The 18,742-nt window shown below is 67.9% G+C and carries 1 protein-coding gene; it reads right to left on the minus strand.

Features of this window, described 5'->3' with window-relative positions:
- Position 1: 1 nt before the first annotated feature.
- Entirely contained in the window at positions 2-18,613 is an 18,612-nt protein-coding gene (locus tag L1P09_RS16710) for a non-ribosomal peptide synthase/polyketide synthase (RefSeq protein ID WP_235767914.1), read from the minus strand.
- Between the last annotated feature and the right edge of the window lie 129 nt (positions 18,614-18,742).

Here is an 18,742-nt window from a genome sequence, read left to right on the forward strand (position 1 = left end):
ACTAGGAAATCAGTTTTTCAAGATCATCGGCAGTTAGACGATTGAGGTCCTCCAAGGATTTAGCCAAAACATCGTGCAGTGGTTCGAGGGCAGGCTGCAGGGCCTGCAAAGCCACGCAGAAGTCTGCCAGGTCGCGGGCCAGAAACAGCGTCTTGACCGGCACTTCATGGCCCAGCGCGTCGCGCAGGCGCAGTACGACCTGGGTGGCCAGCAACGAATGGCCGCCAAGCTCGAAGAAGTTGTCGCTCAAGCCTACTTGCTCCAGTTCCAGCACCTGGGCCCAGATGCCTGCCACCTGCTGTTCAAGTTCAGTGACTGGCGCCACATACGCCTGTTGCAGCAGGCTGGCGTCCGCCGCCGGCAAGGCACGGCGGTCGAGCTTGCCGTTGGCGGTCAGCGGCATGCGCTCGAGCAGCAGCAGGTGCGCCGGCACCATGTACTCCGGCAGGTCCTCGCGCAGCGCGGCCTTGACCGCCTCACGCCAGACCGCCTGGTCGGCCACCGCTTGCCCGGCCACCAGGTAGCCGACCAGCTGGGTGCCGCTCGGCCCCTCCTGGGCCAGCACCACGGCCTCACGCACCTGGGGCAGCGCCTGCAGCCGCGCCTGGATCTCGCCCAGCTCGATGCGGAAGCCACGGATCTTCACCTGATGGTCCATCCGCCCGACGTACTCGATCACCCCATCGGCGCGCCAGCGGGCCAGGTCGCCACTGCGGTACAGCCGCGCACCGCTGTCGCCGAACGGGTCGGGAATGAAGCGCGTGGCGCTGAGCCCGGCGCGCTTGAGGTAGCCACGCGCCAGGCCCTGGCGGCCGACGTACAGCTCGCCGACACAGCCGGCAGCCACCGGGTTGAGGTCGCTGTCGAGCACGTACAAGCTCTGGTCCGGGATCGGCACGCCAATCGGGCTCGACGCGCCCTGCGCCAGGTCAGCCAGCGACAATGGACGGTAGGTCACGTGCACCGTGGTTTCGGTGATGCCGTACATGTTGACCAGTTGCGGCGCACGATCGCCGAAGCGCTCGAACCACGGGCGCAGGCTGCCGACCTCCAGCGCCTCGCCGCCAAATACCACGTAGCGCAGCTGCTGGTCGCTGCGCTGGCCTTCGGCACAGGCCACCTGCATCAGCTGGCGGAACGCCGACGGCGTCTGGTTGAGCACGGTCACCCGCTGCTCGCACAGCAGTTGGTAGAAGGCCTCCGGCGAACGGCTGACATCCTGCGGCACGATCACCAGGCGGCCACCATGCAGCAAGGCGCCGAACAGCTCCCATACCGAGAAGTCGAAGGCATAGGAGTGGAACAGCGTCCAGCAGTCCTGCGGGCCGAAGCCGAACCAGCCGTCCGTGGCCTCGAACAGGCGCAGCACGTTGCGGTGCGGCAGCAAGGTGCCCTTCGGCTTGCCGGTGGAGCCGGAGGTGTAGATGACATAGGCCAGGTTATCCAGGCCCACCGCGACGTTCGGGTTGACCTCGGCCAAGCCTGCGTCGTCGGTGTAGTCGGCGGCCAGGTCCAGCACCTGCACGTTCGGCGCCAGGCTCAGCCCGAGGTCGCCCTGGCCGAGCAGCAACTGCAGGCCGCTGTCCTCGATCATGTAGTGCAGGCGCTCCAGCGGGTAGGCCGGGTCCAGCGGCACGTAGGCGCCACCGGCCTTGAGGATGGCCAGCAGGCCGACCACCATCTCCAGCGAGCGCGGCGCGGCCAGGCCCACCAGCACGTCCGGGCCGACGCCTCGGGCGATCAGCGCATGGGCGACCTGGTTGGCCCGGCGGTTCAGCTCGGCATAGCTCAACTGCTCGCCTTCGCAGACCAGCGCCGGCGCTTGCGGCGCGCGGGCCGCCTGGGCTTCGATCAAGCGATGCAGCGGCTGGCTCGGCGTGAAGGTGGCCGGGGCACTATTCCAGGCCTGTACCGCAACCTGGCGTTGCTGGTCATCGAGCAATTGCAAGGCTTCGACAGGCACCTGCGCGCCGTGTTCGAGCATCTGCAGCAGCAAGTGACGCAGTTGCTGGCCGATCTGCTTGATGATCGCCGCGCTGAACGCCTGTCGGTCATAGCTGCAGCGCAGCGACAGGTTGTTTTCCAGGCCGACCACCAGGGTCAGCGGATAGTTGCTCTGCTCCTGTGTGCGCACTGGGCCAAAGCGCAGCCCCGAGGGCGAACCACGCTCCAGGGCCTCGGCCACCGGGTAGTTTTCGAACACCAGCAGACTGTCGAACAGCGCGTCACCGCCCTGCCCGGCCCAGCGCTGGATGTCGAACAGTGGCGTGTGCTCGTGTTCGCGGATGCGCAGGTTGAGCGCCTGCAAATCGTCCAGCCAGTCGCCAAGCGCCTGCCCGGCGGTGCATGGCACGATCACCGGCAAGGTATTGATGAACAGGCCGATCTGCTGCTCGATACCGGCCAGCTCGGCCGGTCGACCGGCCATGGTGGCGCCGAACGACACGCAGTCCTGGCCGACACGACGCTGCAGCAACAAGGCCCAGGCACCCTGCACCAAGGTGTTGACGGTGACCTTGCGCTCACGGGCGAAGCGGCCCAGGCGTGCGGTGGTCTGCGCATCGATAGAAAGGCTGTGCTCGGCGTAGCCTTCGACACCGACATGCTGACAGGTGCTGGCCAGGCGGGTGGGCGCTTGCAGTGCGGCCAATTGCCCGCGCCAGAACGCTTCGCTCTGTGCTCGGTCCTGGCGCTGCAACCAGCCAATGTAGTCGCCAAAGCGGCCCGCCGCCTGCGTGGGCCGCTCGCCACAGTAGCGTTGCAGCACTTCACCCAGCAGTTGCGCATTGCTCCAGCCGTCCATGAGGATGTGATGGCTGGTGTAGACCAGTGCATGGCGGTCATCTTCCAGGCGCACCAGCACCAGGCGCAGCAATGGCGCCTGCAGTACATCGAAGCCGCGCCCACGTTCTTCGGCGGCCAGTGACGGGAGCGCATGCGCCAGGTCATCACGGCCGCGCCAGTCCAGCTCGCTGAACGGCACACGGGCCTCGCGCAGCACTACCTGCACCGGTTGGGCCTGGTCGGCGGACCAGACGAAGACACAACGCAGGCTGTCATGAGCCTGGAGCACTGCGTTCCAGGCCGCCTCGAAGCGTGCCACATCCAGGCCTGCGACCTCGACCTGCATCTGGTTGATGTAGTCGCCGTCGCTCTCGCCGAACGTGGAATGGAACAGCATGCCCTGCTGCATCGGCGACAGTGGGTAGATGTCTTCGATTTCGGCCACCGCCACCGTCAGTGCGTCGAGTTGCCCTTGGCTCAGGCCCGCCAGCGGGAAGTCCGACGGCGTCAGCCCTTGCGGTGCCTGGCAGTGCTCGACCAGCGCCGCCAGCTCCGCCTCGTAGGCACGCGCCAGCCGCTCGATGGTCGCGCGGGCGAACATCTGCCCGCTGAAGCTGAATGCCAGGCTCAGCTCGCCGCCATACACCTGGCCATTGAGCACCAGCCAGTTGCCCAGCGGCGCCAGCGGGCTCTGCTCCTCACCTGCGCTTTCGGCGGCCGGCACGAACAGCGCCCGCTCATCGAACTGGCCATCGAGCTGGCCCAGGTAGTTGAAGGTGATGCGCGGCACCGGCAGCTCGGCCAGGCACGTGCGCGCAGCCTCGTCGCCCAGGTAGCGCAAAACACCGAAACCGATGCCTTTGTGCGGCACGCCGCGCAGCTGTTCCTTGACCTGCCTGATCGAGGCGCCAAGCTCGGCGGCCGGGGTCAGCCGCACCGGGTAGGCGCTGGTGAACCAGCCCACCGTACGGCTCAGGTCGATGTCGTCGAACAGGTCTTCGCGGCCATGCCCTTCCAGCTCCACCAGCGCCGAATCGGCGCCGCTCCAGCGGCACACCACCCGGGCCAAGGCAGTCAGCAGCAGGTCGTTGACCTGGGTGCGGTAGGCCGCCGGGGCCTGTTGCAGCAAGCGCCGGGTCAGCTCGGCACCCAGGCGTGCCTGCACGCTCTGGCGGTGACGGTTCTGCAGGCTGGCGCCCGGCTCGGCCTCGGGCAGGCCCTGTGGCGCACCGGCCAGTTGCCCTTGCCAGTAGACCAGCTCGTTGCCCAGGCTTGCGGCATGCTGCTGCAGGCGCTCGCCCCAGGCCTTGAAGGCGCTGGTCTTGGCCGGCAGTTTCGGCGTGCTGCCCGCCAGGGCCTGGCGGTAGGCATCGTGCAGGTCTTCCAGCAGCACGCGCCAGGACACGCCATCGACCACCAGGTGGTGGATCACCAGCAGCAGGCGCTGGCTACCGTCGGCCAGCTCGATCAGCACCGCACGCAACAGCGGGCCCTGGGTCAGGTCCAGGCTACGCTGGGCCTCTTCGCAGGTCGCCTCGATTTCCTCGGCGCTGCGCAGTGCGGCACGCCACAGCAACGGCTGGGCCGGTTGCAGCGGACCGTGCTCGGCGCTGCCGTCGGCGAAGCGCAGGCGCAGGGCGTCATGCTGGGCGTACAGTGCAAGCAGCGCCTGCTCCAATGCGGCGGCATCCACCGTTTCGGTGCCGCGCAGCAACAGCGACTGGTTCCAGTGCTGCGGCTCGCTCATGCGCTGGGCGAAGAACCACTGCTGGAACGGCAGCAACGGCATGCCCCCGACCTGCGGCCCCTGCTCGGCCTTCACCGCGCCCTCGCCTTCGCGCAGCACCGCTGCCAGGCCGCGCACGGTCTGGTGCTGGAACAGCTCCTTGGGCGTGAAGTGCAGGCCCTGCTGGCGCGCACGTCCGACGACCTGAATCGAGACAATGGAATCGCCTCCAAGCTCGAAGAAGTTGTCGTTCACCCCGACCCGTTCAAGGCGCAACACATCAGCCCAGACTGCGGCCAGGCGGTGCTCACGCGCATTGGCCGGGGCCTCGTAGACCTTTTGCACAAGGGCAGCATCCACGGCAGGCAAGGCCTTGCGGTCGAGCTTGCCGTTGGGCGACAGCGGCAGGCTGTCCAGTGCCAGCCACTGGTTCGGCACCATGTAGTCCGGCAGGCCGCGGCGCAGGTGCTCGGCCAGTTGTGCCTGCCAATCGGCGGCCTCGCCGGCCAGCACCACATAACCGACCAACTGCTTGCCGTCCGGCACGGTCACCACGGCTTCACGCACCAAGTCGTGCTCCAGCAGACGCGCCTCGATCTCACCCAGCTCGATGCGCAGGCCACGCAGCTTGACCTGGTGGTCGATACGCCCGGCGTACTCGATCACCCCGTCCGCGCGGTAGCGCGCCAGGTCACCGGTGCGGTACATGCGCTCGCCATTGCCGTATGGGCTCACGGCGAAACGCTCGGCAGTCAGCCCCGGGCGGCGGTGGTAACCGCGCGCCAGGCCTGCGCCGGCCAGGTACAGCTCGCCCAGCACGCCCACCGGCACCGGTTGCAGCTCGGCATCGAGGATGTAGCAGGCCAGGTTGGCGATCGGCGCGCCGATCGGCACGCTGTCCCGCCCTTCCTCACGGCAGGTCCAGTGGGTCACGTCGATGGCCGCCTCGGTCGGGCCGTACAGGTTGTACAGGCCCGCCTTCGGCAGCTTGGCGAACACCTGCTGCTGGGCATCGGCTGGCAGCGCTTCGCCACTGCAGACGATGCGCGCAAGGCTCGTGCAGCGCGGCACGCCGCTGTCTTGCAGGAACGCCTGGAGCATCGACGGCACGAAGTGCAGCGTGGTGATGTTTTCGCCGGTGATCAGCTCGACCAGGCGGGCCGGGTCGCGGTGATCACCCGGCGCGGCAACCACCAGCCGCGCACCGGTCATCAAGGGCCAGAAGAACTCCCATACCGACACGTCGAAGCTGAACGGCGTTTTCTGCAACACGCTGTCGCGGGCATCCAGCCGGTAGGCCTGTTGCATCCAGCACAGTCGGTTGACCAGGGCCGAATGGCGGTTGCCCGCGCCTTTCGGCCGGCCTGTGGAGCCGGAGGTGTAGATCACATACGCCAGGTTTTCAGGGGCCACCGCCACGTTCGGGTTGCGCACGTCATCGGCGCCCGGCTCCAGGTCCAGCGCCAGGGTCTGCACGCCTTCGGCCAGCGGCAGTTGCAGGTGGCTCTGGGTCAGCAGCAGCTGCACGCCGCTGTCCTCGAGCATGTAGCGCAGGCGGTCTTCGGGGTAGTCCGGGTCCAGCGGCACGTAGGCGCCACCGGCCTTGAGGATGGCCAGCAAACCGACCACCATCTCCACCGAACGCTCCACCGCGATGCCCACCAGCCCATCCGCGCCGACCCCCAGGGCGATCAGGCGATGGGCCAGGCGGTTGGCGCGGGCGTTGAGCTGGGCGTAGCTCAGGCGCACCTCGCCGAAGGCCAGCGCCGGGGCATCCGGGGTGCGCTGCACCTGGGCCTCGATCAGTTGCTGGATGCTCTGCTGCAGCGGGTACTGTTCAGCGGTGGCGTTCCACGTGACCAGGGTGCGCTCGCGCTCGGCGGCCGCCAGCAACGGCAGTTCGGCCACCGGTTGGTGTGGTTGCTCGACAATGGCTTGCAGCAGGTTCAGCCAATGCTCACCCAGGCGCACGATGGTGGCGTGGTCGAACAGGTCAGTGGCGTAGATCAGCGAAGCGCTCAGCCCTTCAGCGGTCTCGCAGGTGTCCAGGCTCAGGTCGAACTGGGTGGTGTCGTTGTCCCAGGCCATGGCCTGGACCGCCAAGCCTGGCACGGCGCGTACCGGCGCAAGCGCGGCGGCCTGGTGGTTGAACATCACCTGGAACAACGGGCTGTGGCTGAGGCTGCGGGTGGGCGCCAGCGCATCCACCAGTTGCTCGAATGGCAGGTCCTGGTGCGCCTGGGCGCCCAGCGCAGCCTGCCGCACCTGTTGCAGCAGCACGCCGAACGGCTGGCGTGGATCGATATCGGCCCGCAGTACCAGGGTGTTGACGAAGAAGCCGATCAGCCCCTCGGTCTCGACCCGGTTGCGGTTGGCCACCGGCACGCCGACGCGGATGTCGCGCTGCCCACTGTAGCGATGCAGCAAGGCCTGGAACGACGCCAGCAGCACCATGAACAGGGTCGCGCCCTGGCGGCGGGCCAATGCCTGGAGGCCGTCCTTCAACGCCGACGGCACGGCCAGGTCGAGCTGGGCGCCGCGATAGCTCTGCTCGGTAGGACGCGGACGGTCCAGCGGCAAGGCCAGCACATCCTGCTCGCTGCCCAGTTGCCCGACCCAGTAGGCCAGTTGCCGCTCACGCTCGCCAGCCTCCATCCACTCACGCTGCCAACGGGCGTAGTCGGCATATTGCAGCGCCAGGGCAGGCAGTGGGGCGGCATCGCCTTCGCGGTAGCGGGTATAGCCATCGATCAGTTCGCCAACCATCAGCTGCATGGATGCGGCATCCGAGACGATATGGTGCTGAGTCAGCACCAGCACCTGGTCGTCGGCCGCCAGCTCCAGCAGACGGGCTCGCAGCAGCGGGCCGCGGGCCAGGTCGAACGGCTGGCGGATCTCCTCGGCGACACGCGCCCCAAGGGTGGCCTCGTCCGCCAGTCGTTCATGGGCGATGACCCGCGCAGCCGAGCGCTCGATCACCTGGACGATGCCCTGATCGCTTTCGACGAAGCGGGTACGCAGGGTCTCATGACGCTCGACCAGCGCATCGAAGCTGTGTTGCAGCGCCGCGCGATCGAGGCTGCCGTTCAGGCGCAGGACCATGGGAATGTGATAGGCGCTGCTGTGTGGCTCCAGCTGCCAGAGGAACCATTGGCGTTGCTGGGCATAGGACACCGGCAGCGCCGCATCGCGCGGCGTCGACCGGATGGCCGGGGCCCGCGCCGCCAACGACGGTGCTGGCAGGCTGGCGACGAAGCTCTGCAGGCTGGCATGCTCGAACAGCACCTTGAGCGGTGCGTCTATGCCTAGCGCGCGCAGGCGCGAGAACACCTGGGTAGCCAACAGCGAATGCCCGCCCAGTTCGAAGAAGTTGTCCGTCAGGCCGACCCGCTCAAGCCCGAGCACCTGCGCCCAGATCGCCGCGACCTGTTGTTCCAGTTCACTCTTCGGCGCCACGTAGGCACGCTGCGATTGCGCAGCATCCACGGCAGGCAAGGCCTTGCGGTCCAGCTTGCCGTTGGGCGACAGCGGCAGGCCGTCCAGTACCAGCCACTGGTTCGGCACCATGTAGTCCGGCAGGCCACGGCGCAGGTGCTCGGCCAGTTGTGCCTGCCAATCGGCGGCCTCGCCGGCCAGCACCACATAACCGACCAGCTGCTTGCCGTCCGGCACCGTCACCACGGCTTCACGCACCAGGTCGTGCTCCAGCAGACGCGCCTCGATCTCACCCAGCTCGATGCGCAGGCCACGCAGCTTGACCTGGTGGTCGATACGCCCGGCGTACTCGATCACCCCGTCCGCGCGGTAGCGCGCCAGGTCACCGGTGCGGTACATGCGCTCGCCATTGCCGTATGGGCTTACGGCGAAACGCTCGGCGGTCAGCCCTGGGCGGCGGTGGTAACCGCGCGCCAGGCCTGCGCCGGCCAGGTACAGCTCGCCCAGCACGCCCACCGGCACCGGTTGCAGCTCGGCATCGAGGATGTAGCAGGCCAGGTTGGCGATCGGCGCGCCGATCGGCACGCTGTCCCGCCCTTCCTCACGGCAGGTCCAGTGGGTCACGTCGATGGCCGCCTCGGTCGGGCCGTACAGGTTGTACAGGCCCGCCTTCGGCAGCTTGGCGAACACCTGCTGCTGGGCATCGGCTGGCAGCGCTTCGCCACTGCAGACGATGCGCGCAAGGCTCGTGCAGCGCGGCACGCCGCTGTCTTGCAGGAACGCCTGGAGCATCGACGGCACGAAGTGCAGCGTGGTGATGTTTTCGCCGGTGATCAGCTCGACCAGGCGGGCCGGGTCGCGGTGATCACCCGGCGCGGCAACCACCAGCCGCGCACCGGTCATCAAGGGCCAGAAGAACTCCCATACCGACACGTCGAAGCTGAACGGCGTTTTCTGCAACACGCTGTCGCGGGCATCCAGCCGGTAGGCCTGTTGCATCCAGCACAGTCGGTTGACCAGGGCCGAATGGCGGTTGCCCGCGCCTTTCGGCCGGCCTGTGGAGCCGGAGGTGTAGATCACATACGCCAGGTTTTCAGGGGCCACCGCCACGTTCGGGTTGCGCACGTCATCGGCGCCCGGCTCCAGGTCCAGCGCCAGGGTCTGCACGCCTTCGGCCAGCGGCAGTTGCAGGTGGCTCTGGGTCAGCAGCAGCTGCACGCCGCTGTCCTCGAGCATGTAGCGCAGGCGGTCTTCGGGGTAGTCCGGGTCCAGCGGCACGTAGGCGCCACCGGCCTTGAGGATGGCCAGCAGCCCGACCACCATCTCCACCGAACGCTCCACCGCGATGCCCACCAGCCCATCCGCGCCGACCCCCAGGGCGATCAGGCGATGGGCCAGGCGGTTGGCGCGGGCGTTGAGCTGGGCGTAGCTCAGGCGCACCTCGCCGAAGGCCAGCGCCGGGGCATCCGGGGTGCGCTGCACCTGGGCCTCGATCAGTTGCTGGATGTTCTGCTGCAGCGGGTACTGTTCAGCGGTGGCGTTCCACGTGACCAGGGTGCGCTCGCGCTCGGCAGCCGCCAGCAATGGCAGTTCGGCCACCGGTTGGTGCGGTTGCTCGACGATGCCTTGCAACAGGTTGATGAAGTGGGTCGACAGCCGCTCGATGGTCGAGCGCTCGAACAGGTCGGTGTCGTATGCCAGGGAAACCATCAGCCCCTGCGCGGTCTCGCTGGTATCCAGCACCAGGTCGAACTGCGCCGTGGCACTGTCCCAATGCAGCGGCTCGACACGCAGTTCACCCCAGTTCCGCTCGGCGCGCGCAGCGTACTGGTGGTTGAACAGCACCTGGAACACGGGGCTGTGGCTAAGGTTGCGTTCCGGTGCCAGGGCCTCGACCAGTTGCTCGAACGGCAGGTCCTGGTGGGCCTGGGCCTGCAGCGCCGCCTGCCGGGTCTGGCGCAACAGGACGTCAAAGCCCTGCCCGCCATCGACTTCGGCACGCAGCACCTGGGTATTGACGAAGAAACCGATCAGCCGCTCGGTTTCAGCCTGGGTGCGGTTGGCCACCGGTACGCCGACGCGGATGTCGGCCTGGCCGCTGTAGCGGTGCAGCAAGGCCTGGAACGCTGCCAGCAGCAACATGAACAAGGAAGCATCCTGAGTCTTGGCCAGCTGTTGCAGCCCGTGGCTCAGTTCAGCCTCGAGCGGGAAGTCCAGGCGCGCACCACGCAAGCGCCGTTGGGCCGGGCGTGGCCGGTCGAACGGCAGCTCGAGCACGACCTGCTCGCCGCCCAGTTGCGCCAGCCAGTAATCGAGCTGGCGGGCACGCTCGCCACCGTCCAGCCACTGACGCTGCCAGGCCGCGTAGTCGGCGTACTGCACAGGCAACGGTGCACAGTGCTCGCCGTGGTAGCCGCGCAGCAGCTCTTCGACCAGCACCTCCAGAGAGGCGCCGTCGGAAACGATATGGTGCTGGACGATGACCAGCACATGATCCTGCTCGCCCATGGCCAGCAACTTAACCCGCAGCAACGGCCCTCGTACCAGGTCGAACGGCGCCCGCACCTGGGCATCGACCCAGGCCGCCAGCGCCGCATCGTCCAGCTCGCCTGGGTGCTCGATCACGATGGGCAGCGCCAGGTGCGGATGAATATGCTGCCGCAGCTCGCCCGTGGCGTCATCGAAGGTGGTGCGCAATGGCTCGTGCCGGGCGATGACCTGGTCGAATGCCGACTGCAACGCCGGCAACTCGAGCGGCCCCCGCACACGCAACGCCGCCGGAACGTTGTAGGCGGCGCTCTGTGGGTCCAGCCGCCAGAGGAACCACTGCCGCTCCTGGGCGTAGGACACGGCCATCGCAGGCGTGCGCGGCAATACCGCAATCGCCGCGGCCGCCCCCTGGCCCAGTTCGGCGCAACGGTCGGCGAAGGCCCCCAGCGTCGGCTGCTCGAACAGCTGCCGCAGGGGCACTTCGAGCCCAAGCCCTTGGCGAATGCGCGCGATGACCTCGGTCGCCAGCAACGAGTGGCCACCGAGGCTGAAGAAACTGTCGGCAAGGCCGACGCGCTCGACCTGCAGGGCTTGCGCCCAGATCGTCGCCAGTTGTGCTTGCAACGGCGTGCGCGGCGCTTCGTAGACCTGCTGGGCGGCACTGAAGTCCGGCGCCGGCAAAGCCGCGCGGTTCAGCTTGCCGTTGTTGTTCAACGGCAGCCGTTCCAGCACCAGCAGGTGGGCCGGGATCATGTAGTCAGGCAGCGCCTGCCCCAAGGCAGCCCGTACGCCCTGTAGCCAGTCAGCCGACGGCGTGGCCTGAGCAGCGACCAGGTAGGCCACCAGTTGCGGCCCGGTCGGCCCGGCGAGGGCCAGCACCGCCGCCTCGCGGACCGACGCCAACCCTTGCAGGCAGGCCTCGATCTCGCCCATCTCGATGCGCATACCGCGAATCTTCACCTGATGATCGATACGCCCTACGTACTCCAGGACCCCGGCCTGGGTATAGCGCGCCAGGTCGCCGCTGCGGTACAGGCGTGCGCCAGGCTGTTCGGCGAAGGGATCCGGCAGGAAACGCTCGGCGGTCAACGCCGGGCGGTCGAAGTATTGCTGCGCCAGGCAGCTCGGTGCACCGATGCACAGCTCGCCGACGCCATCGCTGGGCAACAGCTGGCCGGCACAATCCAGCACATACAGCGAGCGGCCTGCGATGGCGTGGCCGATGGGCACGCCATACGCATCCTGCGCATCTTCGAGGCGGCAGTCATGCACGCTGGAGACTACTGTCGCCTCGGTCGGGCCATAGGTATTGACCAGGCTGAGCCCGCCCAGCCCCGCCGCATGCCACAGGCGCAGCCCTTCCACCGACATGGCCTCGCCGCCCACGTGCACCTGACGCAGCTTGCCCAGGCCCTGGCCCGGCCGCGCCGCGCAAGTCTTGGCCAGCATGTGCCAGTAGGCGGCCGGCAGGTCGGCCAGGGTCACGCCCTGCTCGACAATCAACCGCGCCAACTGATCGGCGTCCCACAGTGCCTCGCCACGCATGATCAACGCGGCGCCGACGCACAGCGGCGGATAGCATTGCTCGACGAAGCCGTCGAAACTGAAAGTGGCGAACTGCAGCACCCGGTCGTCGCGCTCAAGACGGGAGTAGCCGGTGGCGCTGTAGCTGAACTCGCGCAGGGCCGCATGGCTGATCGCCACCCCCTTCGGGCGGCCGGTGGAACCGGAGGTGTAGATGACATAGGCGAGCTGCTCGGCGGCGACCTGCACATCCGGGTCGTGGTCGCCACAGTGCGCGGCCTGCTCGCCCAACACCCCCAGTTCCAGGCGACGCAGCCCCGCCGGCAGCGCCAACTCGACCAGCAGGCCGTCGTCGCACAACAACAGGTCCAAGCGGCTGTCCTCGATCATGTAGGCCAGCCGTTCATGTGGATACTGCGGGTCCAGCGGCACATAGGTCGCGCCGCTCTTGAGCACGGCAAGCAGGCTGACGATCAGCTGCGGGCCTCGGCGCAAGGCCAGGCCGACACGCTGGCCGGGGCGCACGCCCTTGGCGATCAGTGCATGCGCCAGGCGATTGGCCTGTCCATCGAGCTGACCATAGCTCAGGCGCAGCTCGCCACATTGCAAGGCCAAGGCCTGGGGCTGGCGCGCGGCCTGTGCCGCGATACGCTGGTGAGCCAGATCCTGGCTCGGCAACGCCAGTGCGCGGCCTTGGCTGAAGCCAAGCACCTCGGCCTGCCCCTTATCGTCAAGCAGGCCCAGCGCGCCTGACGGCGCGGCCGGGGTGGCGACCATCTGCGCCAGCACCTGGCGGAGCCCGGCGCACAGCTGAGCCACCTGCTCTGCCGCGAACAGCGCAGGGTCGTAGCCGAACGCCAGGCTGACCCCATCGCCGAGCTCGATGCCGATGGTCAGCGGGTAGTGGGTGCGCTCGTGATTGCTCACCGCGCCGAAACGCAGGCCGGCAGGCGCGCCCTGGCGCAGCGCCTCGGCCACCGGGAAGTTCTCGAACACCAGCAGGCTGTCGAACAGCGCCGCGCCCTGCTGGCCAGCCCACCCTTGAATGGCATACAGCGGCACATGCTCGAATTCACGCAGGCTCAGGTTGAAGTCCTGCACGTCGGCCAGGTAACCGGCCACCTGGCGATCGGGCGCGACATCGATCAGCACCGGCAAGGTATTGATGAACAACCCAAGCTGGCCGTCGATGCCCGGCAGTGGCGCCGAACGCCCGGACACCGTGGCGCCGAAGGCCACGCAGGCTTGCCCGGTCAGGCGCTGTAGCACCAGGCCCCAGGCCGCCTGGAACAGCGTGTTCAAGGTCACCTTGTGGTGACGGGCGAAACGCTCCAGCTCGGCGGCCTGCGCGGCGTCGAGGCGGGCCAGGTACTCACCCTCGCCTTGCGCGTCGGCGGGGCGACGCAGGGCCTGGGCGAGCAGCGTCGGCGCCTGCAAGGCGCCGAGACGGGCTTTCCAGAAACGCTCGCCGGCACTGGCGTCCTGGCGTTGCAGCCACGCCAGGTAATCATGGAAACGGCCGGCCGGCGCCGACATGCGCTCGCCGGCGTAGTGCTGGACCACCTCGGCCAGTAGCTGGGCATTGCTCCAGCCATCCAGGAGGATGTGGTGGCAGGTGAAGACCAGGTGCCAGTCGTCGGCCCCGGTACGCACCAGCAGCAGCCTGAACAAGGGTGCGCGGGCCAGGTCGAAACCCGCCTCGTGCTCGGCCCGGGCCAGTGCATCGAGGTCTGCCGCAGGTTCATCGACGATGCGCAGTGGCAGTGGCAACTGTCGCTGGACGATCTGATGGGCACTGTCCAGGCCCTGCCAGTGGATGCTGCTGCGCAGGATATCGTGACGCGCCAGGGCCGCCTGCCAGGCCTCGCCGAAGCGTTCCAGGTCCAGGCCGCCGATAGCCAGGCGCAACTGGTTGATGTAAGCGCCGCCCTGGGTTTCATACAGCGAGTGGAAGAACATGCCCTGCTGCATGGGCGACAGTGGGTAGAGGTCTTCGATGTTGTGGCCGGGCACCGGCAATGCATCCAGTTGCGCCTGAGTGATGCGCGCCAGCGGGAAGTCCGACGGTGACGGTTGCCCGGCGGGCACGCCCAGGCAGTGCTCGATGAGCGCCTCCAGTTCCTGGTCGTAGGCCGTGGCCAATGCCTGGACCGTGTCGGTGTCGAACATCGCCAGGCTGAAGCCCCATTGCAGCGACAGCTCGCCGTTGTACACCTGCCCTTCCAGGGTCAGCCAGTTGGCCAGCGGCGCGTCCGGGTCCTGGCCGTCGCCGCCGCGCTCGGTGGCCGGCGCCAGCAAGGCCTGGGCATCGAACTGGCTGTCGAACTGGCCCAGATAGTTGAAGGTGATGCGCGGCGGGTCAAGCGTCGCCAGGGCCTCGCGCACCGAGGCGTCACCCAGGTAACGTAGCACGCCGTAACCCATGCCTTTGTCCGGTACCGCGCGCAGCTGTTCCTTGATGGCCTTGATCGAGTCGCCATGACCGGCGCGCGGGGCCAGGCGCAGCGGATAGAGGCTGGTGAACCAGCCGACGGTGCGGGTCAGGTCGATGCCGTCGAACAGCTCTTCGCGGCCATGCCCCTCCAGCTGCACCAATGCCGCCTGGCTGCCGCTCCATTGGCAGATGACACGTGCCAGGGCCGTCAGCAGCAGGTCGTTGACCTGGGTGCGATAGGCTGCGGGCGCGACCTGCAGCAACTGCCGGGTGCGCTCGCGGGACAGGCGCGACGCCAGTTTGGCCCCATGACGGTTGCTTACCGGCGCGTCCGGCCTGTCGCACGGCAGTGCGCCATCGCCGCGTTGCGCTTGCCAGTAGGGTAATTGCCCGACGAACGCCGGCACCTGCTCGTGCAGCTGCGCAGACCAGGCTTGGTAGCTGCTGGTGCGCGGCGCCAGCGAAAGCGGCTGCCCGGCCAGGCGCTGGGCATAAGCCTGCTCCAGGTCCTCCAGGAGGATACGCCAGGACACGCCGTCGACCACCAGGTGGTGAATAACCAGCAGCAGGCGCTGCTCGCCTTGCGGCAAGTCGACCAGCATGGCGCGCAATAGCGGCCCACTGCGCAGGTCGAGGCTGCGCTGGGCAGCGTCGCAGAGCGCCGTCAGCGCCTGGGCATCCGCAGCCTGGCGCTGCCACAGCTCGACCTGCGCGACCGGCGCGCCATAGTGCTGCCGCCAGCCTTCGGCGGCGGGCTCGAAGCGCAGCCGCAGGGCGTCATGGTGGTTGACCACATCGCCCAAGGCAGCGACCAGCGCCTGGGCCTGCAACGGTTGCCGGGCACCGAGCAGCAATGATTGGTTCCAGTGCTCGCGGACCGCAATGGCCTGTTCGAAGAACTGCCGCTGCACAGGGCTGAGCGCCACCTCGCCGGTGGCCGGCGCCTGCTCAACCGCCAACGATGGCTGGCGCCCGACCGCGCCGGCCAGGCCGCGCACGGTCTGGAACTGGAACAGGTCGCGCGGGCTGAACTGCAGGCCCTGGCGACGAGCGCGGCCAACCACCTGGATGGCGATGATCGAATCGCCGCCCAGCTCGAAGAAGTTGTCGTCCAGGCCAACCTCGGCCACGCCCAGCACCTCGCTCCAGACTTGCGCCAGGGTACGCTGTACATCGGTTTGCGGCGCCACGTAAGCGCCGCGCGAAGCGGCATCCGGTTGCGGCAGGGCCTTTCGGTCAAGCTTGCCGTTGGGGGTCAGCGGGAACTGCTCCAGCGGCATCAGGTGGCTGGGCACCATGAATTCCGGCAGCGCCTGCAGCAGCCAGGCCTTGAGCCCTTGCTGCCAGCCGTCTGGCATTTCGTCGAGCACCAGGTAGGCCACCAGTTGCTTGCCGTCCAGCGCCAACACCACGGCCTCGCGCACCCAGGCATGCTGGGCCAGGCGCGCCTCAATCTCGCCCAGCTCGATGCGCAGGCCACGGATTTTCACTTGATGATCGAAACGCCCCAGGTACTCGATCACGCCATCCACACGCTGGCGAACCCGGTCGCCGGTACGGTACAGGCGCTGTCCGGCCACGAAGGGGTCGGCAACGAAGCGCTCGGCGGTCAACCCCGGACGCCGGTGGTAACCACGGGCCAGGCCAATGCCACCCAGGTAGAGCTCGCCGGCAACGCCCGGCGCCACCGGCTCGAGGCCAGCATCGAGCACATAGGTACGGATGTTGGCGATGGGCCTCCCGATGGGCACGCTGTCGCGGCCTTCGTCGATGCAGGTCCAGTGCGTGACGTCGATGGCCGCCTCGGTGGGGCCGTAGAGGTTGTACAGCGCCGCCGCCGGCAGCTTGCCGAACACCTGCAGCTGCGCGTCCACCGGCAATGCCTCGCCGCTGCAGAGGATGCGGCGCAGGCTGTCGCAGGTCTCGACACCAGACTCGTGGATGAAGGCCTGGAGCATCGAGGGTACGAAATGCAGCGTGCTGACCTGATGGCGACGAATGGTCTCGATCAGGCGCGCCGGGTCCCGGTGGTCACCGGGTGCGGCCACGGCCAGCCGGGCACCCGTCATCAGCGGCCAGAAGAACTCCCAGACCGACACGTCGAAGCTGAACGGGGTCTTCTGCAGCACCGTGTCACCGGCACACAGGCCATAGGCTTCCTGCATCCAGTGCAGGCGGTTGGCCAGCGCTTCATGGCTGTTGCCGGCGCCTTTCGGCCGGCCGGTGGAGCCGGAGGTATAGATGACATAGGCCAACTGCCGTGGGTCGGTGGCCACCTGGGGCGGGCTGGCGGGCTGGTCGTCCAGCGTCAGTTGGTCCAGGGCGATGCACTGCACGTCAGCGGGCACCGGCAGGCTGCCCTGCAGCGCCTGATGGGTCAGCAGCAGGCGAATGCCGCTGTCCTCGATCATGTAGGCCAGGCGCTCCTCGGGGTATTCCGGATCCAGCGGCACGTAGGCCGCGCCGGCCTTGAGGATCGCCATCAGCCCGACGACCATTTCTACGCTGCGCAGCAGGCTGATACCCACGAGGCTGTCGGCTCCGGCGCCTTGCGCGCGGAGGAAGTGAGCCAGGCGGTTGGCGCGGGCATCGAGCTGCGCATAGCTGAGTGCGGTATCACCACAGACCAGCGCCGGGGCGTCTGGCGCACGGCGCACCTGATCCTCGAACAGCTGGTGCACGCCGCGTTCGAGCGGATAACCGCGAGCGGTGGCGTTCCAATCCTCCAGCACTGTGCGACGGCTGGCGTCATCGAGCATCGGCAACTGCCACAGCGCGCTGTGCGGCTGGCTGACCAGGGCTTGCAGCAGGGCCTGCCAGTGTGTCGCCATGCGTTCGATGGTGGCGGCCTCGAACAGGTCGCTGGCATAGGTGAAGGCGGCGTGCATGGTGCCACCCTGCTCGTAGGTGTCCAGGCTCAGGTCGAACTGGGTGGTGCGGCTGCGCCATGCCAGGGGCGACAGTTGCAGCCCCGAGGCCAGGGTCACGGTGGCCAGGTCGGCGACCTGCGGCTGGTGGTTGTACATCACCTGGAACAGCGGCGCATGGCTCAGGCTGCGCTCGACCTTCAGCGCCTCGACCAGGCGTTCGAACGGCAGGTCCTGGTGCGCCTGGGCACCGTGTACGACCTGCTTGATGCCTTGCAGGTAGGCCAGCACCTCGAGGTGCGCGTCTGGCCGCACACGCAACACCTGGGTGTTGACGAACAACCCGATCAGCCCTTCGACTTCGGCGCGGTTGCGGTTGGCCACCGGGCTGCCGATACGCAGGTCGGCCTGGCCGGTGTAGCGCTGCAGGAGCAAGCCGAACGCGCCAAGCATGACCATGAACGGCGTAAGGTTATGCTGCCGGGCGAAGCCGCGCAGCCGCTCGGCCAAGGCCGCATCGACCGCGAACGAGCGGCGCTCGCCACTGAAGCTCGGGGTCGCCGGCCGGGCATTATCCAAGGGCAGTTCGAGCACGGGCTGCTCATCGCCCAACTGCGCCTGCCAGTACGCCAGCTGCCGCGCCAGTTCGCCGGCTTCCAGCCAGCGGCGCTGCCACAGGGCATAGTCGACGTACTGGATCGGCAGATCCGGCAGTTGCGGCGCATGGCCAGCGGCGAAGGCGTCGTAGCAGCGGCTGAACTCGTCGATCAGCACGTTCATCGACCAACCGTCGGAAACAATATGATGCAGGGTCAACAGCAGTACATGTTCCTGCTCGGCCAGGCGCAACAGACGCACCCGCAGCAGCGGCCCTTGCGCCAGGTCGAATGGACGCAAGGACTCGGCCTCGGCTTGGGCACGCACCTGCGCTTCGCACCCGGCCTCATCCCACTGACGCAGGTCGACCCGCTCGATCAAGGCCTCGCCCACCGGGCGATAGACCTGGAGCAGACTGTCGTCAGGCTGGACCTCGAATACGGTGGTCAGGCTCTGGTGACGCGCCAGCAGGCTGGCGAACGCCTGCTCCAGCGCGGACTCATCCAGTTGCCCGGTCAGACGCACCGCGCCTGGCAGGTTGTAGGCGCCGCTCTGGGGGTCCATCTGCCAAAGTACCCACATGCGCTGCTGGGCATAGGACAACCCTTGGCGGTCCGGCGCCTGGACCCCGGCCGGAATGGGGAACTGGGAAAAGTCGATGCCCTCCCTGGCCAGGGTCTCGAGGAACACGCCGCGTTTGTCCTGCGGCAGTTCAATGAAACGGCGGGCCAGTAGCAGGGACTTTTCTGCATTCATCAGATTGCTTCCGTACGAGTGAGGTATCGGGCGGGGCCCGGCTATCCCTACGAAACGGATGCAACCTGAAAAAAATTAACGCCATAGCGCCCCCACACGGCAGCTGCAGACACACCCCGGGGCAACCCC

Origin of the sequence: Pseudomonas juntendi, assembly GCF_021560075.1 — a bacterium.
Classification (GTDB): Bacteria; Pseudomonadota; Gammaproteobacteria; order Pseudomonadales; family Pseudomonadaceae; genus Aquipseudomonas; species Aquipseudomonas juntendi.

Excerpts from the sequence above, each read along its gene's own strand:
- L1P09_RS16710 (WP_235767914.1), bottom strand. The coding sequence starts at position 18,613 with ATGAATGCAGAAAAGTCCCTGCTACTGGCCCGCCGTTTCATTGAACTG.